19 protein-coding genes are annotated in these 25,462 nt (G+C 43.5%); 5 read left to right on the top strand and 14 right to left on the bottom strand.

The genetic code is table 11. The annotated features are described in order from the left end of the window. Positions 1–18: 18 nt before the first annotated feature. The 3 genes from H8B17_RS01600 to H8B17_RS01590 all read right to left on the bottom strand — a co-directional run bounded on the left by H8B17_RS01600 (position 19) and on the right by H8B17_RS01590 (position 5,027). The gene (locus H8B17_RS01600) at positions 19–1,581 is read right to left on the bottom strand and encodes a sodium:solute symporter (protein WP_223816289.1); all 1,563 of its coding nucleotides are present in this window, start codon (positions 1,579–1,581) and stop codon (positions 19–21) included. After that, positions 1,556–3,217, bottom strand: a complete 1,662-nt coding sequence (locus H8B17_RS01595; protein ID WP_190307423.1) for a ribulokinase — start codon at positions 3,215–3,217, stop codon at positions 1,556–1,558. The genes H8B17_RS01600 and H8B17_RS01595 overlap by 26 nt, the downstream gene beginning before the upstream one ends. Positions 3,218–3,428: 211 nt before the next feature. After that, entirely contained in the window at positions 3,429–5,027 is a 1,599-nt protein-coding gene (locus H8B17_RS01590) for a fucose isomerase (RefSeq protein WP_223816288.1), read from the bottom strand. Positions 5,028–5,179: 152 nt separating this feature from the next. Here H8B17_RS01590 and H8B17_RS01585 point away from each other — a divergent pair, with 152 nt between their 5' ends. Together H8B17_RS01585 and H8B17_RS01580 are read left to right on the top strand one after the other, a co-directional pair. After that, entirely contained in the window at positions 5,180–6,034 is an 855-nt protein-coding gene (locus tag H8B17_RS01585; RefSeq protein ID WP_190307421.1) for an AraC family transcriptional regulator, read from the top strand. A gap of 208 nt (positions 6,035–6,242) precedes the next feature. Next, entirely contained in the window at positions 6,243–6,692 is a 450-nt protein-coding gene (locus H8B17_RS01580; protein WP_190307420.1) for a hypothetical protein, read from the top strand. A gap of 13 nt (positions 6,693–6,705) precedes the next feature. Here the strand turns inward: H8B17_RS01580 and H8B17_RS01575 are convergent, their stop codons facing one another. After that, a complete protein-coding gene (locus H8B17_RS01575; RefSeq protein WP_223816287.1) occupies positions 6,706–8,493 on the bottom strand; it encodes a hypothetical protein in 1,788 nt (595 codons plus the stop codon). A gap of 296 nt (positions 8,494–8,789) precedes the next feature. On the opposite strand from H8B17_RS01575, the gene H8B17_RS01570 reads away from it, so the two are divergent. Then, positions 8,790–9,119, top strand: a complete 330-nt coding sequence (locus H8B17_RS01570; RefSeq protein ID WP_190307418.1) for a DUF4870 domain-containing protein — start codon at positions 8,790–8,792, stop codon at positions 9,117–9,119. A gap of 82 nt (positions 9,120–9,201) precedes the next feature. Then, complete coding sequence (locus tag H8B17_RS01565) at positions 9,202–9,894, top strand: hypothetical protein (protein WP_190307417.1); 693 nt, start codon at positions 9,202–9,204, stop codon at positions 9,892–9,894. A gap of 2 nt (positions 9,895–9,896) precedes the next feature. Here the strand turns inward: H8B17_RS01565 and H8B17_RS01560 are convergent, their stop codons facing one another. After that, positions 9,897–10,841 carry an aldo/keto reductase gene (locus H8B17_RS01560; protein ID WP_190307416.1) on the bottom strand — a complete coding sequence of 315 codons (945 nt, stop codon included), beginning with the start codon at positions 10,839–10,841 and terminating at the stop codon, positions 9,897–9,899. Between the two features lie 167 nt (positions 10,842–11,008). Between H8B17_RS01560 and H8B17_RS01555 the strand changes: the two genes are divergently transcribed. Beyond that, on the top strand, positions 11,009–11,518 hold the full coding sequence (locus H8B17_RS01555; RefSeq protein ID WP_190307415.1) for a GNAT family N-acetyltransferase: 510 nt from the start codon (positions 11,009–11,011) through the stop codon (positions 11,516–11,518). On the opposite strand, the gene H8B17_RS01550 is transcribed toward H8B17_RS01555, so the two are convergent. The 9 genes from H8B17_RS01550 to H8B17_RS01510 all read right to left on the bottom strand — a co-directional run bounded on the left by H8B17_RS01550 (position 11,515) and on the right by H8B17_RS01510 (position 25,252). Next, positions 11,515–12,546, bottom strand: coding sequence for a threonine aldolase family protein (locus tag H8B17_RS01550; protein WP_190307414.1), 1,032 nt, complete (start codon positions 12,544–12,546; stop codon positions 11,515–11,517). The genes H8B17_RS01555 and H8B17_RS01550 overlap by 4 nt on opposite strands. A gap of 164 nt (positions 12,547–12,710) precedes the next feature. Then, on the bottom strand, positions 12,711–14,468 hold the full coding sequence (locus H8B17_RS01545; RefSeq protein ID WP_190307413.1) for a DUF4886 domain-containing protein: 1,758 nt from the start codon (positions 14,466–14,468) through the stop codon (positions 12,711–12,713). A 33-nt stretch (positions 14,469–14,501) separates the two neighbouring features. Next, entirely contained in the window at positions 14,502–15,359 is an 858-nt protein-coding gene (locus H8B17_RS01540; protein ID WP_190307412.1) for an endonuclease/exonuclease/phosphatase family protein, read from the bottom strand. A 13-nt stretch (positions 15,360–15,372) separates the two neighbouring features. After that, positions 15,373–16,254 carry an endonuclease/exonuclease/phosphatase family protein gene (locus H8B17_RS01535; RefSeq protein ID WP_190307411.1) on the bottom strand — a complete coding sequence of 294 codons (882 nt, stop codon included), beginning with the start codon at positions 16,252–16,254 and terminating at the stop codon, positions 15,373–15,375. A 33-nt stretch (positions 16,255–16,287) separates the two neighbouring features. Continuing rightward, the gene (locus H8B17_RS01530; protein ID WP_190307410.1) at positions 16,288–17,886 is read right to left on the bottom strand and encodes a RagB/SusD family nutrient uptake outer membrane protein; all 1,599 of its coding nucleotides are present in this window, start codon (positions 17,884–17,886) and stop codon (positions 16,288–16,290) included. A gap of 4 nt (positions 17,887–17,890) precedes the next feature. Continuing rightward, on the bottom strand, positions 17,891–21,187 hold the full coding sequence (locus H8B17_RS01525) for a TonB-dependent receptor (protein WP_190307409.1): 3,297 nt from the start codon (positions 21,185–21,187) through the stop codon (positions 17,891–17,893). A 146-nt stretch (positions 21,188–21,333) separates the two neighbouring features. Beyond that, positions 21,334–22,548, bottom strand: coding sequence for a FecR family protein (locus tag H8B17_RS01520; RefSeq protein WP_190307408.1), 1,215 nt, complete (start codon positions 22,546–22,548; stop codon positions 21,334–21,336). Between the two features lie 143 nt (positions 22,549–22,691). Next, positions 22,692–23,300 carry an RNA polymerase sigma factor gene (locus H8B17_RS01515; protein ID WP_190307407.1) on the bottom strand — a complete coding sequence of 203 codons (609 nt, stop codon included), beginning with the start codon at positions 23,298–23,300 and terminating at the stop codon, positions 22,692–22,694. 545 nt (positions 23,301–23,845) lie between these two features. Continuing rightward, complete coding sequence (locus H8B17_RS01510; RefSeq protein WP_190307406.1) at positions 23,846–25,252, bottom strand: GH1 family beta-glucosidase; 1,407 nt, start codon at positions 25,250–25,252, stop codon at positions 23,846–23,848. Positions 25,253–25,462: the final 210 nt, after the last annotated feature.

The following is a 25,462-nucleotide window of genomic DNA, read 5'->3' as shown; positions in this document are numbered from 1 at the left end:
AATTTATTAATATGCTTATCACTTATTACTCGTCGCTCTCCTTAATCGCTGACTGATATTCCCCACCAACAAAATCGCGATGGTACCGACCACTATAATCATATTTGCATGGAGCATGTTCCGCAGGAAGCCATATTCTTCGGGAAGCAGATACGAAAATGTCATCCATAAAATGACCACGATTCCAAAAATTGTCGCGAGCATAGCATCACTGTTACCGACTTTTTTATTCGTAATTCCCAGCAAAAACAATCCAAGCATTCCACCTGCAAAAATGCCTGACAACGTCCACCATACATCCAAAATGCTCTGTACACCGATCATAGCGATACCGGCAAACATGCCAATAGCACCAAATACACCCGTCCCGATTAAAAGAACGCGTAAATTACCTTTGTCGGAAACATTCGGGTTGATATAACGCTTATAGATATCTTCGGTAAAAACAGTAGCCGAAGCATTCATTCCTGAGCTGATGGTACTCATAGCCGCCGCTAATATAGCAGAGACAATCAAACCTAAGATTCCTGTCGGGATGTGGTTGACCATGTAATGTGGTAATACTTTATCGCCATAATCTGCCGGTGTCAAGCTTCCCATGATCGCAGCGAGGTTGGCGTCGCCCGAACCGATCCGTTCCATAGCCGTCTGCTCTTTTATCGTTGATAACAAATCTGGATTAACATCGTAATAGGCATATAAACAGACACCTATAACGAAGAATAGCAATGAAATGGGGATATACAACCAAGTGCATAACCATACCGACTTAGCAGCCTCTTTGGCGTTCGGCGCCGTATGATAACGTTGCACATAGTTCTGGTCCATCCCGAAATTTGTCAGGTTCATAAAAAAACCATACAGCAGGATTACCCAAAAAGTAGAAGTCGAAAAATCAGTCAGCGAAAACGAGCCCAAACTAAATTTATCGTCCCGTAAACCGATATCCATAATCGTATGGGTTCCTCCGGGAATATTGTAAACTAACGTTCCGATAACGATCAATGCGCCGACGGTCAGCAATATTCCTTGAAACACCTCCGTCCATATTACCGCTTCGATCCCTCCTAAGATGGTATAAATGACAATACAAATGCCCGTAACCAACATAATCAACGACATATCTAGTCCGGTCAAGGCTTGCAATGTGAGTGAAATACCAAAAAATATAGAGCCCATTCTGGCAACCTGCGTCAGTAAAAAGCATATCACAGCATAGCTTCTGGCCCATGTACCAAAACGGTTTTCCAAATTCGTATAGGCAGATACGGTTGTATGTTTTCTATAAAAGGGCACAAAATATTTTGCCGCAATAAATGCCGCAAGAGGCATCGACAAACTGAAGGCAAACGCATTCCAATTGGTACCATACGCCTTCCCCGGTACACCAAGAAAGGTATTCGAACTCAAAAACGTAGCATAAAGCGAAATGCCTATAGCCCAACTGGGAATCGTTCCCGCTGCCTTGGTATACGCTTCAGACGAGGTATTCTTCTTCGAGAAATAGACACCTACCAGCACCATGGCAATCAGGTAGATTACAATAATGCCTAGATCAATTAAAGGGAAGTTGTTCATCATGAAGATTATTTTTGGTTAAGTATTGATATTTTTGATATCTCTTTTCATATATCCGCACACGCTCCTCCACAGGTACATAGGTGTGGGCAACATCCGCTGCAAGTTGCTTTTGCGCCTCAAGAACGTCCGGATAAACGCCCGCAGCCACCGCCGCAAAAATGACAGCACCCAACGCACACGTCTGGTCATTATCGACCACATCTATCGGTGTATTCAATACGTCTGCCAATACTTGTATAACATATGGGGACTTCGTGGCGATCCCACCTGTCGCCAAAACGCGCTGAATGGGCATGTTATATTCTTGGAAACGGCCCATTATAGCTTTGGAGCCAAATGCGGTCGACTCGACTAAAGCTTTAAAAACATCGGCCGCAGTCGTTGACAAGCTAAAGCCTTGTGCCGTAGCCCGTACTGTAAAATCTGCATCAGGCGTACGCCTACCGTTATGATAATCCGTAAAAATAAGGTCGTCTTCCTTTAAAGGTAGCTTTTCAGCCTCCCGAGACAGATAATCCAGCAGTTCGTTATTCAAAAGTTTTTGTTGTTCACCCGATAGCTCTTTTCCCAAGATCGACATTGTTGGCCCGAGCAATAGCTTTTTAAACCAATGATAAATGTCACCAAAAGCAGACTGTCCTGCTTCAAAACCCATCGTACCGGGCACGATAGAGCCATCCACTTGACCACAAATTCCCTGTATTAATGGAATATCTGCTTGTTTGGGCAAGGTATACATGTCGCATGTAGAAGTACCGATTACCTTGACAAATGTGGAAGGTTTAATTCCGGCGCCCACCGCCCCATGATGCGCATCAATTCCTCCCACCGCGACTACGGTGTCTTCAGAAAGTCCAAATTTGTTCACAAAATACGGCGAAATGCTGCCCAGAACCTCGTCAGAGGTAAACGTTTCCCGATACATTTTATTCACCAGATGATAAAACGTGGGGTCTAAAGAACATAAAAACTCCGCAGACGGAAGTCCGCCATGCTCTTTTGCCCACATGGCCTTGTGTCCGGCAGCACAACGGTTCCGCTTAACAGCCTCCAACCTGTCCGTCCCGACTAAGTAAGCCGGAATCCAGTCGGACTGTTCCATCCAACTGTATGCAACTTCAAGCACGCGTTTATCACGACGATTCGTATACAGTATTTTTGACCAAAACCACTCAGAAGAATAAATTCCCCCGCTGTATGCCGTGAAGTCAACCGGCCATTGCTTTGCTAACGCGTTGATTTCCTCTGCTTCCTTAACTGCAGTATGATCTTTCCACAGGATAAACATCGCGTGCGGATTATCTTGAAATTCCTCTTCTAAAGACAGGGGTTTGCCACTCTTATCTACCGCCACCGGCGTAGAACCTGTAGTATTGGTACCGATGGCGACAATACGCTTACGGTCTTCTGCGGTAAGATCCGCCAAAAGCTCAGCAAAAACGTCGTCGATAGACTCTATGTAATCCAAGGGATGTTGACGATATTGGTCTTTCGCAGGGTCGCAATACAACCCCTGCTCCCACCGCTTGAAATAAGAAACAGACTTAGAGAGAATTTCTCCAGTATGCGGGTTTGCCAGTATTCCTCTCGCGGAATCAGTCCCAAAGTCCATCCCTATAACCAAAGTATTATTCATCGTCTAATCTTTTATTTACGCACTGCATTATCCCTTCCTTAATCTTTAACGTCGCATCCGGATGTTTGAGGTCTGTAGAAACTCATCCTTCGTACTATCCATCCCTCTCAAACATCCGAAGCGACGATTTTTCGTTCTTTTTTTTAAAATCACGAAGTGCTCATCCATTCCATTAAAAAAAACAAATAGTTGTGGATAAAAAGGACCTAACCTATATACCGCAAAAATTCACTTTAATTCCCAAGGCCTGAATTGTTGCCGCTTTAATTTCTGCTGCTCTTCTCACATCAAAGTCACCGTCCACATAAACCACCTGTATGTGGTTGGCCTTATGCTTTGCCATCATCTGGTCTCTACTTACGCCATCCAATACACCATGCATAATCGGCCATTGCGGATCCGTGAGTGCCCATCGTCTTTCTGTTTCCTCTTTCGGCAACTCCACGGCCCGTCCGGTACCTATATCACACCACAGTTCATCCTGCTCCATATATATTCTGCTCCACACTATTTTGCCCGGACGACTGACACCGCGAAGTGTTCCGCCTCCTTTTTTGAAGAACATCGGCGGTTGGCGCATACTGCTGGCATCCGCATACCCTCTCGCAAAATGAGAGGCTGGCACCGCCCCCGAGATTAAAAACACCCAAACGAATTCCTCTTTTCCATCAATCGTAAAATCCTCTCCATAACGCAGGTCATGCAGGGTGTTGTCGCCATTCAAACCTAACTGCTTCCACAGGTGATACGTAAGATAACCGTCGATACCTGCGCATTCATCAACCTCATTGAAATGCGGTAGAGCCTCGCCTGGATACAATTCCTTTCCTTTCTCATCATAAACAGGAGGTCTCTCTGTATTGTTCAAAAGCCCTTCTACCAAATCACTCGCCGCCACTAAGTCTTTCAAGCCCTGTTGGTATTGTATACCGATGGTATCGCATCCAAATTCGTCAGCTAGTCGGAGTGCCGCGATATACATTTTACACTGCTCCAGTGTCTGTTCCTTGGTTAACGCATTCACGGGATCTGTACCCCAGTCGAACTTCATGCCTTTTTTTAGCAGCCAGTCTAAAATGGTCTGGGCCTCCTCATCAGTTACTGTCAACATTTTCGCATATAAAGTCGACTGGCTGAGTCGTTCCTTGAAAATACCCAGTTGATGGATTAATGCATCGGGCACAATAGCATTGAACATACCCATACAGCCTTCGTCAAAAACACCCATAATAACTTTATCATCTTGTATTTTCGAGGCTAATCCTTCGGCCAGCGTACGGTCTTCAGTCGTCATTGTCTGTGATGCAAATGCCCGCACGTGAGCGTAATCATGCGTTACCGTTCCTGTACTTAACCATTCCTGTATCTTGCTTGTAAAAAAGTCATCGCTGAAATCTTCACTCCAAAGAAAACTATAGTTCACGTTCGCTTTGGTCAAAGACCCCGTTAGGTTTAAAGCGCCGACCAAGCCTGGATAGGTTCCGTCCCAATTGGTTACGACCAAGATAGGTCCTTCGTGGGAAATCAATCCTGCTAAGACGTGATGGCTATATTGCCACACACTTTCCGCCACAATAAGGGGTGCTTTTTTATCAATCTCTCTAAAAATTTTCACCCCTATATGTTGGTAGTCTATAAAACCGTGTCCCTTTTCTTCGTCGTATCCATGCGCTCGTTTGATACCCCAACCTAAATTTTGCAATGCTTGATGAAGTTTTTCTTCCATCTGTTGCTGCATCGGCCAACACTTGATATTCGCAGAAGGCCTCAGGTCTCCACTACATACTAAATAAGCTTGATTATTATTCATTGCTGTCATGTGATTTACATTTGGTATTACAAAGATGCATTGGAAAATGAATAATTTAATAGCATAATTTTCCCAAAATATCCAACATTTTATCACCATTTTGCAGGAATGGGTGGTTTTAGTTAAATTAGATGACACCTTTTATAAAAACTATGAAAGCAAAGTTTCATCAGGTACCGAAGCCACTCAACGATGCCTTTAGCATAAGGCATGATATCTTACCGCATTTTGGTACGATATGGCACTATCACCCCGAAATAGAATTACACTACCTTATTAAGGGCGAGGGCGTGCGGTTTATTGGTGATCATATCGATCATTTTCGCCAAGACGATATGGTTTTATTAGGTTCCAACCTCCCACACACATGGAAATGCAATGAGATAAATCAAAGAGAAACCCATGTGGAAGCGCTCGTGCTACATTTCCATCCGGAATGTTTTGGCAAAGAGTTTTTGACGGTTTCGGAGACACAGGAAATATTAAAACTGTTGCAGCTATCGAAAAATGGGCTGGTCATCCACGGCGATACGAAAGCGCAAATCAAGGAATTGATGGCCGCAATACAGCATACCAATGGTCTGGAAAAACTAGTTTATCTTTTTGCGATATTCCGGGTACTTGTTACCAGTGAAGAATACGACTGTCTATCCAACAGCTTTGCCTATAGCAAGCTGAACAAGATCGACGAGAGTCGGATGGATAAAGTATTCTCGCACACCTTAAAAAAATTCAAAGAAAAAATTGCCATCGAAGATGTAGCCACCTTATGCAATTTAAGCCCAACTTCCTTCTGTCGATATTTCAAGATGATCACGAACAAATCTTACTTTGATTTCTTGACCGAAGTGAGATTAAACCATGCCTGCAGGCTTATTATTGATTCGGATCTGACGATGCAGCATATTGCCATAGAAAGCGGTTTCGAAAACACATCTAATTTTTATAGACATTTTAAAAATTTTAAAAGAACTACCCCAACCGAATACCGAAAAGGATTGGTTTAGCTATCTCAAGTTCGATCGTTCTTCGAGGCGGTTTCATACCATCTTCGCCTTTTATTCGGATCTCGTTCGAAACTTCTTCGGCTGTCTTTCGGTCTTTTATTGTCTATTTGCCGGGACGGCTCGGCAGACACCCGATCATTGACCAGTACCCACTCGAACATTACCCGATAACCGGTCGGAGTAGGGGCGAAGATGGGGCGAGCTAGGAGTGAGCGAGGGACGAAGCAAATGGGGACTTAAGCGGACTTTAACGGACTTTGGTGGACTTAGCCCGACTTACTTTTGCTACATAAGCCGAATTGAAATTATCTTTCATACCATCGTTCTCAATCTGGAACAGCCCAAGGAAAAAGAGAGAACAGTGCACACAAAGCCCGTGTTCGTCAGTCCCGATGACAAAGACAGAAGCCTGCGTACCTCCCTTCAACAGGACTTATTTACGGACAGCTTGATCCTTATCATCGGTGTTGCACGATACCACCTTTTCAAGCGGGCAGGCACAGAGGAGCGTGTTTCCGGCCGTGCCCTCTATAATGCAACAGATATCATGGAGGTTTTTCACCTGCGTAACGGAAAGCTGTTGCGAAATGCACCCATTTCTCGCCATTCTTTGCCTCCAAAGGAACCTGATCTTGGCGAAGGCTCTTCCTGGGAATAAACCCATTCAGCCCTTAGCGCGGCTTTGGACCTCGTAAAAAGACTTCTAGATCCACATCTTTTCGCAGTCCGAATTTTTGTTTCAACCGGTATTTGAACATCCGCACACTCTGCGGCTCTACGTGAAGTACCTGCGCTATTTGCTTTGTGTTCATCTGTAGGTATATATAAGCACAATACCTCAGATCCAAAGCCGTCAGTTTCTGAACAGCCTTATCACTTAGCTGGTTAAAGAACGTCGGATGCAGTTCCTGTATTTGCATTTTGATATCTTCGAAATCTGCGCGCATGAGCATCTCTTCCTTCAACAACTTCTGTATATCACCAGCCGCCCCATCCTGAATCTTACCTTGAATTTGTTTAAGCATGTCATTTTTATGCTCAATAATCAGTGAATTTGCTAATGCTTCTTTTTCCAGCTGTTGGCGTTTTAAATGCAATAGTTCCTGTTCGGCTTTTAATCTAGCTTGTTCCTCTTTCTCAATCTTCAATTCCCATGCTGCTTGATCTTCCGCATCTTCCTTTTCTTTAGCGAGCTTCTTTTCCCTTTCAATAGCATATTTTAGTTTGAAATGATAGGATGCGAACATAAAGATAAGGCCGAAGAGGAGCGCTGCAGCAATACCGCCGTAGAGATAATTTTGTGTCTTACGAAATGCCGCACGCTCTTCCAGTAGTTTTAGTTGCTGATCTTTTTTCTCGGTTTCGTACTGGACTTCCAACTTTTGCGCATTTAATACCTGCTGTTCGTCAAAAAGTTTCTTCAACAATACTTCCGATCGTTTTTGGTAGGTTAGGGCAGCTTTTAGATCGTCTTTCTTTTCGGCAATTTTCGTCAGATCTTCATGGATAGCATATTCCAGTTTATAATGATTGCCCTTCTCCCCCATCAACAGATTAAGCCCTTGTAGCAGATACTGTTCGGCCAACTGCAAGTCGCCTTCTTGCTGGGCAAAACTGCTTTTTATACCGTAGACATTGACCAGCATATCGGCCGATGCTTCCCTTTTTTGCAATTTTTCTTCGGCCAGATCCAAATATCGAAATGCCTCCCTCTTTTTTGTAGCCGCATCTTCTGTGGAAAAACTCAAATAATAGTTGGCCAAGTTGATACAGGTAATAACGAAGGTATTACCGCTTACTTTTCCCGGATGCTGCTCGTTCAAAGCAAAAGATTTGCTCAAATAATGAAAAGAACTATCCAGAAGATGCTGTTCCTGTGTCTTTCGGTAGCGGGCTTGATACATGCTGGAAATACCATTACTCACATTTGCCTGTAGGCTCCTATTTTTTGCCTGCACAGCGTACGTCGCACTGGCACGAATATATCTTTCCATTCGTTTACTATCATCCCACTTGCTGTACGCGCCGTAAAGTAAATAGTTAAGCGCATATTTTGTGACCGGATCGTCATCAGTTCCGTCCAACAACTTCAACCCAGCGAGCGCATCTTCTATCACGGCATCCGGCTGGCCAAGCGCGTTGTTTAGAAAGGCTTTTGCTCGGTAAGCTATTGCCTTTGATGTATTTCTTCCAGATTGGGCCGCATTTTCCAGACTCAGGTCCAAGAATCTTTTGCCTTGCAGAAGACTGTCCTGTGAAACATACCAACTACTTTTATATGCATACAAATAAGCAAGATCGGCCGGCGATTGCGTAGAATGAATCGCATCATCCAGTACGGGCAGCACTTCTTGCCCTTTGTTTCGCAATTGCAGCTGCTCTACCCTATCCAGCACCTGTTGTGTTGAAGAAAAGATATACTGTGCCCGGCAAAGGCAACAGGAGAATAACAGAGCCATATAAAACAATGCTTTTTTCAAATCCATGGCAATAAACGTCTTTAAATAAAACAATGTATCCTATGTAAAATTGCTATATACAAAAATACATTAATAATGAATCCAAGCCGCATTGTATTTAAAAAACGACACATCAGACACGATACACAAACAACTAAATAACAACAAGATAGAAATAATGTATATAGTTTGTATATACAGAAAAAGAACCCGTAGACGCTTTGTGCATTCATGTATGCTTTGGGTTTATCGATTTATACAGAACTTCGCTTTATTATTTTTTAAACTTATTTATCATGAATCCGAAAACGCAATCTATTCTCGCTTATTTGGGTGTTTTATGGCTGATCGCTTATTTTGGCAGCAAAGGAAAAAGAGACACATTAAGTATTTATCATCTGCGCCAAGGATTAGGTCTTTTGGTCGTCGCGATTCTCGCAAATGTGATGCTAAGTGTCACGATTATGCTTGTTCCCACATTAGGTACTCCGCTTAGTTTGGTAAGTGTTGTATTCTTAGTTTTGATGATATTCGGTATTATCAATGCCGCCAATGAAGTACAAAAGCCCTTGCCTTTAATCGGCAAGTTGTTTGAAAATCGATTTTCGTTTCTTGATAAATCCTAAAATGGTTTATTTATCGTACGTTTAAGCCCTGATATTACGTAAAGATCGAAAAGTTTAACAAGTAATTTAACGATTAGAAATTATGTTTTTTGCAATTGACAAAATAGAACAAAGTGCACATCATACAGATATGTTGCAAAATCCTAAGAATCCGGGCAACACCATGGTATTAGGAATTTATCGTAATAAAATACGCACCGCGCTTTATATCGTAAACACCAAAAAAACCTATGGTGAATATTGGGATAAAGTACACAACAAAAAGATTCCAAAACGTCTATGGACACCGGAGATGAAGGTTTTCTATAGGGAGAAGGCGTTAGAAGCTCCCAAGCCTCCCTATATCTTCAAAATGACTATTATTGGATGGATATTTGCCCTTCTAATGATGGGTGTATTGGGCATGATCGTTTATAACGAGGTGAAACCTCCTTTACCAAAACCTGCTGAATATGTGGCCATGGAACAGGCTCCTGTGGGAGGCGACGTCTACTTTGGTCGGTACGAAATATATAAAGAGAAAGGAAATCCGCTGGGCATGGAAGGCCGTTTTGGTTGGTTTAAAATCCTCAAAGTAGATGGCGATATTTATCATATCGCGAAATCAACCGAGATGAATAGGGCGCACAGACCAAAAGAGGAGATGAACAGCACAAGTTTCGAATCAAAAAGCCTGCCGCCTGTGAAGCTCACCGAGCAGACAGGCTATAATATACGTTTTAAATCCGATGATGGTTTAACTGAAATATATATCACCGACAAACACGGAGGTTAACGCTATTTACTGGCCTCATTCAATAGCGCTAAATCCTCTCCATCCAATTTCAGCTCAGGTGCAGCAAACAACGTTTGCAGCTGGCCTTCACTGGTCGCACTGACGATAGGTGCGGTAACTAGCGGATTTGCTAATAACCAAGCTAAAGCTACGGTAGCTTGCTTTGTTGTATGTTTTTCGGCGACGGTATCCAGTGCTTTCAAAACGGCCTTTCCTCTATCATCGAAGTACTTTTTAACACTACCGCCTCTAATCGTTTTATGGAAGTCCTCGTCTGATCTGTATTTCCCTGTCAGAAATCCCGCGGCCAGCGACCAATATGGAAAAACACTTAAATTATACTGTTCCACTATGGCTGCATAATCAGTCTCAAAGGTTGTACGTTCTACCAGATTATAATGCGGTTGCAAAGCGACATACTTCGGTAAACCATTTTTATCTGCCACCGCAAAACTCTCGGTAAGCCGGGCTGGAGAAAGGTTGGACGCCGCAATGTAACGGACTTTGCCTGCTTTCATTAATTCATCATAAGCAGACAGGGTTTCTTCTATTGGCGTGCTATTATCATCAAAATGTGTATAATATAAATCAATACAATCCACTCCTAGCCGACGCAACGACTCATCCGCCGACTTTAAGATGTGTTTTTTGCTGATGTCAAAGCCGTGTTCCTTGGTTTCCGATCCTACTTTCGTAGCGATCACCATCTGGTTTCGATTGCCACGACTTTTCAGCCATTTACCAATTATTTCCTCGGATTGCCCTCCCGTTCCGTTTACCCACCAAGCATATGTATCCGCTGTATCGATAAAGTTAAAACCGGCGGCTATAAATTTATCCAATATATCAAAAGATGCGCGCTCATCTAATGTCCAACCTAAGACATTACCGCCAAAATTGATGGGCGCTATTTCTAAATCGGTGTTTTTAATTGTTACTCTATCCATATTTATATTGTTTACATTCATTCGTTAAAACTTTTGATGAAAGAACGTATCAAACTTCTTCCCAGGCTATGCGCCTTTCGTACTAAGTTGTTATCCCAAACTTAGCAATTATTAAAGGAGGCCATGTTATCTGTTTGTAATAAATAGTGTAAATTCGTACCATAAAAATGGAATATTCTTTTAGACAAGCGCAACAAGTAGACGCACCCCAAATATGGGAAATCTTAGCACGCGCCATACAACGGAGAAAGGAAGACGGGAGCAACCAATGGCAAGATGGTTATCCGAATCCTGCCGTTGTTGACGGTGATATAGAAAAGGGCCAAGGATACGTATTGGTCGACGGCCATACCATCGCAGGTTATTGCGCGATATGGATAAATAACGAACCGGCGTACGCTAAATTGAATGGGAAATGGTTAACAGAAGGAGATTTTGTCGTATACCATCGGGTAGTTGTTGCCGAAAGTCATTTAGGTAAAGGCTTAGCGCAAAAGATGTTGCTGTATATCGAAGATTTTGCCCGACAACATATGATCCGCAGTGTGAAAGCGGATACAAATTTTGACAATGCCGGTATGCTTAACATATTCCGGAAATTGGGCTATACCTATTGTGGAGAGGTCGTCTTCCGGGGAACCCCCAGAAAAGCTTTTGAGAAAGTTTTAGTAGATTAATTCATTATTCCTTTCAAACGGTCAATAAACGCATCCACTACGCTTTCGTCTGTAGCCCACGATGTCATAATGCGAACGGCAGACCGCTGTTCATCAGCGACTTTCCATTCATAAAAATCATATTCGCGCATGAGTTCATCAATCACAGGTTTTGGAAGAATAGGGAAAATCTGGTTTGTACAAGGTGGTGTAAGAAACGGATAACCTTGTGCTTCCATTGCATCTGCTATTTTTGTCGCCATTTCATTGGCATGCCTTGCCAATGAGAAATATAAATCATTCCTGAATAGTTCGAGGAATTGGACCCCTAATAAACGTCCTTTGGCCAATAATGCTCCTTTTTGCTTTAACATATAGTCGAAGTCCTTTGCTAGGTGAGGTTTATTAAAGATAATGGCTTCACCTAATAATGCCCCATTTTTCGTGCCTCCTATATAAAAGACATCTGTGTGAGCGGCAATATCGGATAAAGTCAGGTCATTATTCTTGGCAGTTAGTGCATGTCCTAATCTTGCGCCATCCAAAAACAGGTATAACGCTTTTGATCGGCAGAAGGAAGATAACTGTTCAAGTTCCGATTTTGTATAGATAGTACCTATTTCGGTCGAATTGGATATATATACCAATTTCGGTTTTACGACATGAGGCCTAAGGGAATAAGCTTGTAATACATTTTCAATATCGGCTGGCTTTAATTTACCATCTTCGGAATCAATGGTGATGACCCGATGCCCCGTAGCCTCTATTGCCCCCGCCTCATTCGCATAAATATGTCCTGTCTTAGCGCTAATAACTGCTTCATGTGGTCTCAACAGAGAAGATATAACAATTAGATTGGTTTGGGTACCCCCGGAAACAAAATAAATGATCGCATCTGGATTGTCGATCTTTTGCTTCAATATTTCCTTTGCCTTGATAGAATACGCATCTTCACCGTAACCGCTTTGCTGTACAAGATTTGTCTCTATGAGTTTTTGGAGAATATGGGGATGTGCACCTTCTGCGTAATCATTTTTAAAGCTGTACATGTTGTCGTCTACTTTTATGCGTACAAAAGTAAATAGTATAATGCCAATTTTCAGATGTTTAAAAGAATATTAGAAAAATATTTGTTAGGATAGTTATAGCCGGCGGAACTTTAAAATCCTTGACCCGGTAAACCGGATCAAGGATCTGTGAGTGAGGATATGTATCAGTCAGCCGTAGCGATCCTTATGGCATTGATATAGAAAAATCCTGTCGTATTCGTATTATTTTCTCCGGACGTAATTGTTATCGTAATTTCACCTTTATTATCGGGTTGAACAGCATTCGAGCAAGCCGTTTTTGTCATATTATTGGATGCATCCAGATAAGATACAACTTCATTTTCTCCTTTTACAATGTATTTCGCTTCGCGATTGTCTCCAGCACCTACGTCGGATCGGGTACCGAAGAAACAGAAATTATATTTCTTGGTCTTGTTCAGTCCCGATAAACGAAGCGTACTTTGTACGATTGTCTTGCCGCTGAAAACTTTTTTGCTGTTACCAAAGTATGAATACGAAGAAACTTCGGAGGGAATGTTCATGTCAGTTGTTGTATTTTTCTCCCCATTCGCGTTTCGCCCATTAAATCCTTCCACAATCGTGATGGAAACACCGGTATAATTTCCTTCCTCATCCTTCAGGTTGGCAAGGGATTCTCCTGCAAGGTAGCTATTCGCGCCCATAAAGCCATTCCATCCGGCTATGGCATCGTTAAATCCAAAACCAACAAATACAGGTTTTGTTAAAACGCCTGTCCCTCCCCCATCTTGATACGCTGTCAATTCTGTCACTTCGGCCGGTTGTGATACGGCATAATGTGCCGCGTACTGCGCAATCTCCGTTTCATAATCGTTCAACGCCTCGGGTTTAAATAGATTGCCGACGACACTTTTGCCTGTCAACATCTCAAACCAGGTACAGGCCGCTGTATATCGACCTATCGTTAGGTCCAAGTGATAACCGTCCCGCGTAAAATTGTCGCCAATAAGGCTGGTACGTCCATTTTGGATGGCCGTGCCGGTCGGAACGAGCATATCTGCTTGAATAAGATCTGCCGCACGTCCCGTTGCATCTACGATCGCGTCATACATTGTCTTTTGGTCGTTATTGTAGTTTGCAAAGCCCTGATGGGTGGAATTTTGCGCATAAGCCCAAGTCTGGTGCAGGATTAACTTCACCTTTGAATTGGTGGCCGTTTCTTTCACATACTCTGCTAGTAATGGCAATGGGGTAACAAAGGTATTGTATTGCCCAGAATTAGGACTAGCTTGTTGAAGGCTGATATAATCCCAATCGTCGTCAGCGATGGCAGTAGCGATACTCGTGCTTGCTGTGTTTGTTTTTGTTCCATTTTGTGCAATTTTGCGGTATTGATAAGCCGCCTTGTTGCCTGCTGCATTTTCCCAGTGTAAATCTAAAGGCGCTCCACCAATGTAAAGGTTGCCGATTACAATCGGTACATCCGCTGCTGCGGCCAGTTCGTAGAGGTAATTTTCCAACGCGTCTTCGGAGAAACTATTTCCGATCGCCAAAATCTTGATCACGCCGTCATCTGCCGCTGCCGAACCGTCGTCGACGATAATGGTACAAGCGGCTACAACGGCGGCGTCTGTGGACGATAGGGTTACGATGGACGTTCCATTGCGTATACCGATAACCGTCATGGAGCCATCCGTATTTTCCCGCAGGGAGACCACCTCTGAATGATCTACCGTCCATGTATATTCACGAAGGGGATGTTTGTCGAATTGTGGCGCCAGAATGAGTTCCTCGCCCGGTGCGAGTGTATAAGACGTATCGCCCAAGGCGACAAATTGCTCTAATATGTCGGTTTTCGATTCGGTTGCCTTTTCGCAAGCTGCGAAGCCGAAAACCGTGCTTAACAGCAGCAGTATCCAGATAAAATTTCTATATCTTTTCATGTTTCTTTTATCTCCTAAATAATAGGTTTCAAATTATTTCAACTCCAATTTGGTAACCACCGGAAAGTGGTCGGACGGGAAAATTCCATCCGTTTCGTCCTGCAACACTGCATATTCCTTTACCCGTATATGATTACTTGCAAAAACATAATCTATACGTGCGGTAAATTCCCCCTGTGTACTCCTACCATTATACGTCCCCATTGGCCCTTTAGGTACCGTTTCGCTTATCGTACGGCTGTCGTTCAGGAAGCTCGTCAGGGTAATGATTGGCCGCTCTCCGGGCCGGGCGTTCATATCGCCGGTCATAATAACAGGCTGCCCATTGGTCATGAAGTCTATTCGTTGTTTCATCAGGAGCGCGGATTGTTCACGCGCCACCGGCCCGATATGATCAAAATGCGCGTTGAAAACAAAGAAGTCCCGGCCTGTATGGCTGTCATTGAATAATACCCAGTTACACAATCGAATCGCGGCCGCATCCCATCCGTAGGAGCTTTTTTCTGGTGTCTCCGACAGATAGAACTGCCCTTGGCTACGCATCAGAAAACGTTTCCCATTATAGAGTATCCGTTTGGAGGTACCTGCAATCTGCAAGCCAGTAGCCCGTTGGATATCCGTCGCCTGATTGGCCTGATCCTCTTGAATACATAAGATATCTACCTGATTATCGATAACCTGTTTGGTTAGCAAGTCTTTCCGCTTCGTCCATTTAAAATGGTCTGGTATATCTTGTGTATCGTGCAGAATGTTATAGCTAGCGACAACAAAGGTCGGTTCTCCCTGTTGGGCATCGTCTTCGTCCGCTGGCCCGCCGGTTTCACTTTTACTACAGGAGGCAGCCATCCATGCTAAAACGACAAAAAGATATATATGCAAGTGCTTTTTCATATTTAAGAGGTCATTATTCGCCTTTGATGATTTTAAACTCTGCTATTGCGGGTCTTCGGCTGCTGATAGAGGGGCCTAATCGGTAATCGACCAATTGCTGTGGATCGATATTCTTAAACAGAATATGATCCGCAATAAACTCTCCACCATGTTGGGTTACCGTAGCTTCGCAGGGGCGGCAGCCCGGTGTCAATTCCTCTATCAACACAGCAGGTAAACTCTCGGCACCCTCATTTTGAAAAAAGAAATTACCCGCCACAAAAACCGGGATGTCCATGTCCTTAATGAAATCTACGATGGCGCCCGACTGTAATGGGCGATTGGCCGCTCTCCGGCTCGCTCCGCCAGAGTCATCTAGGTGTACGCCGATAAATGCAAAGGCTATATCTCTGTTAAAATTGACTTTTAGGTAAGCCAAGGGACGCTCATCGCCTTTCTCAGTAGGATCAACCGGCAACTTCATGATCGATGATTCTTCTATGGGGAGCTTCGATAATACAGCCAATCCAAACTGTCCTTGGTTGTAATTATCCAGCTGTGGAGCAAACACATATTGCATACCAACACGACTCGCGATGAGCTCCGCTTGATTGATGTCAATACCTGTACGGGTATTGTTTTTGTCCACTTCCCGCAAAACCACTAAATCCGCCTCTTCGTTGTTGATTAACTCTGTAAGATAATCATATTCCGCATTTCTATTATTTATACCAATGGAGATAATACGGATGTTGTTCGGGTCTTTTTCTTCTTCTTCATTATCATCGTCGGGATTTGTTGCGCCCGGCGTGGGTGGGTTTGGGTCTACTGGAGCCGCGTAATCTTCCCAGGGTGCCTTACCACAGGAAGAAAAGACCATCAGGCATATAAACAAGAAACTCAATGAAGTTTTCATAACATATATCTTTGATAATATTGTATTCAATAATTAATAACCAGGGTTTTGCTCCATATTGGGATTGGATAACATCTCGACCTCAGGGATTGGCCACCAATAGGAGCGATTCCCATTCGTTGTCCGGGTTTCCACTTCGATTTTCTGGCCGGTTTCGGGGTCGACGGCGCCGTATACCGTGCCATTCATGACATCTTTCCACGTCCCCCATCTACGGATATCATAATAATGAACCCCTTCGAAAGCCAGTTCTACGGTACGCTCCTGGCGTATCAGTTGACGCATTTTTTCCTGCGAGTCGTATTTTTCGAGCGTGATGTTCGGCATTGACGCTCTATTCCGGACCATATTGACATAATAGAGCACGTCAGGATGATCCCACTCACCAAGTTCGACGAGGGCTTCTGCATAACTTAACAACACTTCTGCATAACGGATAATCATAAAATCAAGAATTCGCGTGCTCGCTGTACTCTCTTTATCACGTTCATCAAGATACTTTTTAACCCAGTAACCGGTAACGGTAGCATACTGATTTCCTAACCGATTTGCGTTAATACCGGAATTATCAAACGGGTTCAGCGTAGAGCTCAAAAATGTATCGCCAACGAGCAATATCGAAGCTTTTAATCGCGGATCGCGCATATCTTTATGGTTAGGATCGCGATGGAAAAGTGCAACCGAGTCTGCCGGCAACTCACTCAGGTTGCGTCCGTCTTTAAGCTGGTAGGCATCGACAATAGCCGCAGTCGGGGACAATACACTTTGTCCTCCTTCACTCGGCATGCCGATAGCTTTAAATGCACCGCTATTTCCCTTATCCTTGAAAAAGATTCGTTCGTTATTCTCTTCACCTGCATAACGGAATAGATCTGCATAACTATTGGCTGGATTCGCACTGCGATAAAGTTGATATTCTCCGCCCTCAATCACTTTTAACGAGGCATCTTTTGCAGCCTCATAGTCGTGGAAAAACAAGGCGAGCCGGGTCATTAATGAAAGGACGATGCCAGACGTAATACGGGTGCGGTCTGCAAAATCATATTTTGCCGGAAGTTTTTCTGCACAATCCCTGAACTCCGACATCGCGAATGCATACACTTCCTCTTCTGTGTTTCGCTGCATTTTGCTATTATCAGGGCTGAGCGCTGTCTTTACGATCGGCACGCCTCCAAACAACATCAACAACTCCATGTGATAATAGGCACGCAGAGCTCTTGCCTCTAGAATATACCGTTCTCTGAGCCATTCGTCCATATACACCCGGTCAATATTTTCGAGCAGACGGTTCACCCGTCTAATGGTCTTATAATTGTCCATGTAAATGTGGTTCGCCTTATCCCAATCCGACGCCTGTATCCCTCTGACGTATGCTTCATATTCGCCACGTGTACTTTGTCGTGCCACGAGTTGATCACTCAAAGCATCCAAGAACATGATTTGCCGTCCGGACAGACCGTCAGGGATACCAACATATCCCCTATATAGCCCTAACTCTGCGTCTGCAGAGGTATTCCACCAGAGTTCATCATACACGCTCGTAGGGTGGTCTTGTACTAAAAATTTTTCGCAGCTGGTGGTTAAAAGCAAACAACCTGCTAAACATATCGTATAAATATATCGTTTGTTCATCTCTTTAAAATCTTATGCTAGTGCCTATTGAATATGTTGCCATGATACTGTGCTTCCATTGGTCTCCCCGACTTTCGGGATCAATCAGCTTCATGCTTGTAAACGTTAAAGGGTTTTGCGCATTCAGAAATACACGCAGTCCAGAGAGCTTTAATCTGTTTGCTAATTGCGGGCTTAAGCTGTATCCCAATTGAATGAATTTCAACCGGACATAGGCGCCATTCTGAAACCAAAAATCAGAAGCCTGACGGTTGTCTCCCGGACTGGCATTCAGCCTTGGAAACCTTGCATCGGTACGCTCTGGCGACCAATAGTTGTTTGCATAATAGGTCGTAGGAACCCCGCCATCAGCACTCATGTCTAATGGTAACGCAAACATCCCAGTCAGCATGGCGTCACTTTTTCCGGTTCCCTGAAGTAAAAATTCGAAATCGAAATTTTTGTAATCAAACCGGAAGTTGGAGAAGAAGTTGACACGCGGCATAGGATCGCCAATAATCGTTTTATCCGCCTCATCTATCTTCCCATCTTGGTTGAGATCAATGTATTTGATATCGCCGGGAGCGGATTCTATACTTCGCACGCTTATTCGCGGTTTACCGTTATCATAAAAATCTTCGGCTTGTAATAGACCATCGGTTCTATAGCCAAACAAGCTTCCAATGCTCGAACCTACCTGATTACGAATCTCTGCATCATTTCCGTAAGGACCACCTTCTAAACTCAAGATTTCATTCTTATTGTAGGTAAACCCGGGACGGATGGAAAAACCAAAGCCGCTCTCCAGTCTTTCGTTATATGTCAACGCGGCTTCCCAGCCTTTATTTTGCACTTCACCGGCATTAACCGGTACTTTTGCTTGAAAGCCCCCTGTTAGCGGCAATTGTGGCTGGAGGATGATACCGTTGGTTCGTTTGTCGTAGAAATCGACCGTCAGCTCGATTTTGTTGGAAGAAAATAAGCCCAGGTCGAAACCGATATCCAACATGTTCACTTTCTCCCAGGAAATATCGGGGTTTCCATGCGTTACCTCTAGCGCGGTACTTGGGTTGATCAAAGATTGATAGAGGTAATTGGCAATATTTTCGTTCCCCAAGCTTCCATAGGAAGCCCGTAACTTCAGGTTGTTGACCAACGCTGACTCCCGCAAAAACGATTCATTATGTAAGTTCCAACCCACAGCAACCGATGGAAAAAAGCCATATTTCTTGCCTGGGCCAAATCGCGAGGATCCATCCATACGCACGGTTCCTTCCAATAAAAAACGATCGTCAAAGGAATAGTTCATTTTAGCGAAAGCGGAGCGGAGCGCATGTACCGTCCAATCTCCCGAATTTTTCTGTTCCTGCGAGTAACCGAGGATCCCGTAAAGGGAATGTTCTTCGCTTCTGTAGGTATAATCCGCATTTAAACCTATAAAATAATAGGATGAACGTGATTGGCTAGCGTCTCGCAATAAATCCCAATTTCTTAACAATACGCCCGTATAGTAATCAAAATGTGTGAAATTCTCCCGTACGTTGTGGTGTGCATCGCTATTTAGCCGGAAGCTAAACTGTCCGTTGACATTCAGACCCGGGAGCACGGTCCATTTTGGCCGGAAGTTTATTAAGGATTCCATATACTCATTCTTGCGCAGGCCACCTACTTCAGCATAGGCCAATGGATTCACGATATCTGCAAATTGACCATAAAAACGCTGCCCGTCTCGATCAGGATAGCGGGGCAATATATTGGGTGCTACGCGATAGAGGTCTTCTAAAAAGCGAAACGTACCACTCGTCGTCACCCGGTTTACCAACTGGCGATTCCGCTTAATAGCGGTAAAATCCAGATTGACTAAAAAATTCTCCGCTAACGTGACCGTTGTATTCGCCCGGATATTAAAGCGCTTGACATGCGAATGTGGAAGCATACTCCCTTGATCCATGTAGTTCCCCGTCACGGCAAAACGAGCTAAGCTGTTTCCTCCACTGAGGGACAAACTATGGCTTGTAATCGGGGCTGTCTTATCTAGCATAAGGTCTACCCAGTTGGTATTCGGGTACAAGAGCGGATCTGTTCCTTTACGTGTTTGTTCAATGACCAGTTCGGGGTACAACGTGGGTTGTCCCGCCGTCGTCCGCGCCTCATTATCCATTTGCATATAGCGGACGGCATCTACTGTTTGGGGTAATGCTGTGGGCGTTTGGTAACCAAAATAGCCGTTGTAATCCAACCTAGCCTTTCCGGCCGTCCCTCTTTTTGTCGTCACAACGATTACACCATTCGCCGCACGTGAGCCGTAAATGGATGCCGCAGCGGCATCTTTCAGAACGGTTACACTTTCTACCGTAACGGGATCGATATGGTTCATATCCATCGGGATCCCATCCACCAACACCAAAGGATTAGCGTTGTTCAACGTGGTGATACCGCGGATATATACGGTGGCCGCATCACCACCTGGAAGACCGGACCCTTGGCTGACCTGAATACCCGTTACCCCGCCTTGCAGCGCTTGTGAGAGATTGGTAATGGGCTTTCCGGCGATATTGCTTTCTATCGGTAGTGTCGACAGCGAACTCGCAATGTGTTTTTTCTGTTGCTCGTTCATCCCTACAACGACGACCTCTTCCAACGCGGAGACGTCACTGCGTAAGGAAATGGGTAGACTTCGTTCATTTTTAGTCACGCGGTGCTCTTGAGAAAAAAAACCAACCATCGAAAAAACGAGTATATCGCCTTTGTTTGCCTTTACAGAGAAAAATCCGGATGCATCGGTGAAGGTGCTTTGCACCGTTCCCTTCACGCGTACATTTACGCCTGCCAACGACATGGGCGGCTCTTGGGTATCATATACCACACCATTGACGGTCACTGTATCCTGTTGTGCTTTTGCTGGTGCTTTTACGGCAAAGCTTCGGGGACTTTTCTCCAAAATAATCGTCTTACCTTTCATCGTATAAGATAATTGCAGATCGTCTAGGATATCATTCAGCGCCGCCGTTAACGGTACGTTTTTTAGATCGACCGTAAGCGGTGTTGTACTTTTTACGGTGTTTTCATTATAGATAAAGTAATATCCAGTCTGTTTGTTCAGCTCCCGGAAGACCTCCTTTAAACTACTGTTTCGGATTTTTAAGGTAACTTGTTGAGCAACACTATGTGCACTAACGTGCATACTGAATAGAAATAAGAGAATGCCGGTAAACTTCATAATTAAGAATGTTCGTCGAAATGTGGAGGAAACGTTAGTTCTTTTTACGTTAACGACCAGATTTTTAGGCCGTAGGAGTTTAAAATGTAATACTTCTTTCATACATTTGGATGTTTGATTATCGGATTAATAAAAAGTTATGCTGACAGGCTTGGCAGCGGTTAATTTGATCGAACGTTATTCTCCTTCTCGGTTGCCGCCGGGAAGGATTTTTAATTCATAATGCTTTTTTTGTACTCACATAGACTTTATTTTGATTGTTTGACCATGATTTTATTACCTTGAACATCTATCTCTAGCCCACCTGCATGCTCTAAAATATCGAGGAGAACTGATAATGAATCTTTTCGAGACACCATACCGGTCAGCTTCACAGCAGGCACTTTGTCCATATATTCAATATCGGCGCTATACCATCGTCCTACTTGGCGCATAGCCTGGGACAATTCGGATTGATCAAAAAGAAATATGCCATTTTTCCAAGCTACAATAGCTTCCGTATTCACTGTATGGATATGGACCACATCGCTATTTCGTTTTATTTCGGCCTGCTGTCCCGGAAGTAGACGTATTGTTTCTTCGTCTCGATTTACTTTGACTGCACCGGTCAATAGCGTGATTTGGCTATGCTGCTCATCGGGATAAGCCATCACATTGAAACTCGTCCCTAAGACCTCTACTTCACTTTCTGCAGTTTGTACAAAAAACGGTTTCATGGTATCATGTGCCACTTCGAAGTAGGCTTCCCCCGAGAGTTTTACCTTCCGGCTATCGCCAGAAAAATGGCTAGGGAAGTCTAGAGAGGAGGAGGCGTTCAGCCAAACTTTTGTTCCGTCAGCAAGAATAATTTGGTACTGGCCACCTCTCGGTGTACGGATGGTATTGATATGCGTAAGGGCTTTCTGCACTATAGCAACAGATGGATCAATCTGATAGGTGACCAGCCCCTCCGGATTATTGGATACCGTTATTCCCGATTCTTGAATAAGCTGGCCTTCGTTGGCATCATTTAATACAACTTCCTTTCCGTTAAATAACGTAAGCACGGCTTTTTCAGTTCCGGGCTGCGGGTAAACCATATCCGATTGTACAACCTTATCCGTAGCAGGTCTGTTATGTATATACAGATAAGACATAAAACTGGCAAACCCCGCTATAACAAATAAGGCCGCAACCCGAGCCCATCGTCCCGCCAACATTTTTCTATATAAGGACGGCCTATTTGGCTCTACTAAAACTTTTTCACTTATTTGGTCGAAAAGATCGGATAAATGGGGTTGTTGTTTCGCTACTTCTTCGGGTTCGATTTCTCGCTCGAGTTCTGCTAGAATTATTTCCTTCAGCACGTCTTCATCTTCATCGGTATCAAAATAACGATAAAGACGATCTAACTCCTCTGCTGTACAGCGATTCTGTATAAATTTCTGGAACAGTTGGGCAATCGTATGGGGGTGCTTTTCCAATCTTCTTTTCTTCTATTACGTTTGAAAAGAAACTTTCATCTGCTCCGCCGACAATATTTTTATTAAGATTAAAGGACGGTATAAATAGATAGCGCTTGATTAGATTACTGCTCGTTTTTATCTTTGTGCAGTTAAAGATTTACTTAAAAGAATAAGAAAAATAGCGCAGGTATATAGTAGTGGGTATACTGCAAATATTCTTTCAGCGTCTTGGAGGCTTTAACAATATGGTCATTGACAGTGGAAGTAGAAATACCGAGCAATTCACTCACTTGGTCATAACTGTATCCTTCTAACTTACATAGCTGGTATATTTCTCTTCTCCTAGGTGGAAGCTGATCTACTGCTTTTTTCAAAACCGCCTTATCGTCCTTCTCGCTAAGCCATTGTTCTGTCGGCGATTCGCGCGTTTCTCGTTCTTCACGTTCCCGTGCTGTAACAGAAAGGAGCGCGCGGTCGCGTGCTTTTTTTCTAAAACTATCGAAGACCGCGTTTTGTGTTATTTGATAAATGTAAGATTTGAATGACCGATCGGTATTTATGGTAAGACGGTTTTCCCAGATTCTAACAAACACCACCTGCAAGATATCGTCAGCGGAATCGTTGGATTTAGTCATGCGCAGTATATTTCCATAGAGCTTACTGCTATATCGGTTATACAGTTCCTGAAACGCATGTTGATCACTTTGCTTTACCAAGTCTAGTAAGGCGATCTCTGACAAATCAACATACAATCCGACTCTTGTTTTCATTTTCTATCCCCAACTATAGATTTTGATCATACGCAACGTGCTATTAGCCGACTATCTTCAACGTGCTTTCAACTCATAATGCGCTATGATATCGCAAACATACAATTTCAATATTACCTCTATATTAAGAAAAGATAACTTATATCCATGCTCTTTTCTATTCATTCCCGTATACTCGGCAACCTTTATCGTGAACCAAATATGATGATGAAGTCTGGGTATATTGAAGGTTTATAATCCAAACGCTAAATTTATTTGATGTTAACGAAAAGCAAACTTATATTTTTTTTCCAAATAAAAAAACTTTTGTTTGTTTATGGCTATTATAATCATTGCTGTGGAAATTTTTAAAACCGGGAATATATAAACGATTTGTTACGGGAACATTAAATGATATATTCGATTCGACGGATCTAAAAATAGCCTTTATATTTGTAGCGGTCAGCAGCATTGACCAACAGCAGAGCGTCAGCCGGTGGCGTTCCGAAGGTTCGAATCCTTCCTCTGCAACACATATCGTTCAGTTTATAATTTGGTTAGTTAGTTTAAGCCCCTTCTCCTCGTTGGGGCTTATTTTTTGTGTCGAATGAAGCGAAATCATGTGTTAATTCTTGACGCGAGGATAGAAAGCTGGTATACCAATGTCCAGAGGATTTTACAATGCGCTGCTGGGTCTGGAAATCAACATATACCAACCCAAATCGAGGGTGATAACCTTCTGCCCATTCAAAATTATCGAGAAAGGTCCATACGAAATATCCATTTACCTTGACCCCCTCTTGTTTCGCCCGCCATACCTGCGCAATGGTATCTTGTAGATATTTCGTCCTTTTCGGATCGTCTACCCGATTGTTTCGTACCTCATCGGGAAAAGCGGCCCCATTTTCGGTAATGATAAGGGGCGGCATATTTTCATAGCCACTGAATTTCTTCAATATATGATACATGGACTCGGGATAGACCTCCCATTTCATTGCAGTCATCTCAACTTTACGCTTGGCCGCACTAACAATCTTTGCTTGTAGCATCGGGACAAAACGTGCGTATCGAATTACCTCACGGGTATAGTTTTGTATGCCGATAAAATCCATATCAAACTTTAAGTCCCGCTCATCACCTTGCTGCATGTATTTTTCTATTCTATGCAATATTTTTAGACTGTCTGTTGGGTATCCCATCCCCAGCAGGGGCTCAATAAACAGGCGATTGAGCAAGGCATCCGCTTTTTTGGCGGCTGTTATATCTTTTTCGCGCATCCGATAGGGTTCGATATGCGAACAGGAAAATGTTGTTCCGACATGGCTGTCACGCTGTATGGATTTTATAATTTTTCCGCCATATGCCTGTGCCAACGCGGCATGGTGTGCAGCAGCTAAAAAGCTATCCAAGCCTTTCCTGCCTGGCGCATGCACGCCAAAGAAGTACCCCGCCCCGGTAAATACGACAGGTTCATTTAAAACCATCCAGTTTTTTACCCGATCGCCAAAATACTGAACACAGATCGCGACGTATTCGCCAAACCAATCCCTGATATCGCGGTTTACCCACCCGCCTTTTAACTCCAATGTATCGGGAAGATCCCAGTGGTAGAGGGTTACCCAAGGCGTTATACCAAGCTCTAGAGAAAGGTCAATAAGCTGGTTATAGAAATCGATTCCTTTTCGGTTCACCTCGCCGATACCATTTGGAAGAATACGGCTCCATGAAATCGAAAATCGGTAATTGGGAATATGGAGACTATGCATCAAATAGAGATCGTCTATGTAGCGATTGTAAAAATCGCAAGCGATATCCCCATGATGATTTTGAAATATTTTATTCTTCTTTTTTACGAAGACATCCCAGATCGACGGTCCTTTGCCATCGTGGCTATGCGCTCCTTCAATCTGATACGCAGCAGTAGATACGCCCCAAACGAAATCTTCGCCAAAGGCATCCTTATTCAACAACATCCAACCTTTCTCTTTTTATAGTTATCACAATTTAGACGACCGCATGGGTGAATAAAATGAAGAGAATTGGGTTAGAAATAGCCGCGTGAACATTTTTTGGAAGAAATAGACAATCGCTTTCATAACAGAACCAATTTATATCCTTATTGTAAATTAAGGAATTATATATGAATAAGCCGCTATGTGCATATTAAGTTTTTGTTATCAAAA

Origin of the sequence: Sphingobacterium arenae (genome assembly GCF_014692505.1) — a bacterium.
GTDB lineage: Bacteria > Bacteroidota > Bacteroidia > Sphingobacteriales > Sphingobacteriaceae > Sphingobacterium > Sphingobacterium arenae.
This window is presented reverse-complemented; position numbering and strand designations above follow the sequence as displayed.

What these genes read in the sequence shown, in the direction of transcription:
- H8B17_RS01600 (WP_223816289.1), bottom strand. Translation starts at nt 1,581, where the DNA reads ATGATGAACAACTTCCCTTTAATTGATCTAGGCATTATTGTAATCTAC.
- H8B17_RS01595 (WP_190307423.1), bottom strand. Translation starts at nt 3,217, where the DNA reads ATGAATAATACTTTGGTTATAGGGATGGACTTTGGGACTGATTCCGCG.
- H8B17_RS01590 (WP_223816288.1), bottom strand. Translation starts at nt 5,027, where the DNA reads ATGAATAATAATCAAGCTTATTTAGTATGTAGTGGAGACCTGAGGCCT.
- H8B17_RS01585 (WP_190307421.1), top strand. Translation starts at nt 5,180, where the DNA reads ATGAAAGCAAAGTTTCATCAGGTACCGAAGCCACTCAACGATGCCTTT.
- H8B17_RS01575 (WP_223816287.1), bottom strand. Translation starts at nt 8,493, where the DNA reads ATGGCTCTGTTATTCTCCTGTTGCCTTTGCCGGGCACAGTATATCTTT.
- H8B17_RS01570 (WP_190307418.1), top strand. Translation starts at nt 8,790, where the DNA reads ATGAATCCGAAAACGCAATCTATTCTCGCTTATTTGGGTGTTTTATGG.
- H8B17_RS01565 (WP_190307417.1), top strand. Translation starts at nt 9,202, where the DNA reads ATGTTTTTTGCAATTGACAAAATAGAACAAAGTGCACATCATACAGAT.
- H8B17_RS01560 (WP_190307416.1), bottom strand. Translation starts at nt 10,841, where the DNA reads ATGGATAGAGTAACAATTAAAAACACCGATTTAGAAATAGCGCCCATC.
- H8B17_RS01555 (WP_190307415.1), top strand. Translation starts at nt 11,009, where the DNA reads ATGGAATATTCTTTTAGACAAGCGCAACAAGTAGACGCACCCCAAATA.
- H8B17_RS01550 (WP_190307414.1), bottom strand. Translation starts at nt 12,546, where the DNA reads ATGTACAGCTTTAAAAATGATTACGCAGAAGGTGCACATCCCCATATT.
- H8B17_RS01545 (WP_190307413.1), bottom strand. Translation starts at nt 14,468, where the DNA reads ATGAAAAGATATAGAAATTTTATCTGGATACTGCTGCTGTTAAGCACG.
- H8B17_RS01540 (WP_190307412.1), bottom strand. Translation starts at nt 15,359, where the DNA reads ATGAAAAAGCACTTGCATATATATCTTTTTGTCGTTTTAGCATGGATG.
- H8B17_RS01535 (WP_190307411.1), bottom strand. Translation starts at nt 16,254, where the DNA reads ATGAAAACTTCATTGAGTTTCTTGTTTATATGCCTGATGGTCTTTTCT.
- H8B17_RS01530 (WP_190307410.1), bottom strand. Translation starts at nt 17,886, where the DNA reads ATGAACAAACGATATATTTATACGATATGTTTAGCAGGTTGTTTGCTT.
- H8B17_RS01525 (WP_190307409.1), bottom strand. Translation starts at nt 21,187, where the DNA reads ATGAAAGAAGTATTACATTTTAAACTCCTACGGCCTAAAAATCTGGTC.
- H8B17_RS01515 (WP_190307407.1), bottom strand. Translation starts at nt 23,300, where the DNA reads ATGAAAACAAGAGTCGGATTGTATGTTGATTTGTCAGAGATCGCCTTA.
- H8B17_RS01510 (WP_190307406.1), bottom strand. Translation starts at nt 25,252, where the DNA reads ATGTTGTTGAATAAGGATGCCTTTGGCGAAGATTTCGTTTGGGGCGTA.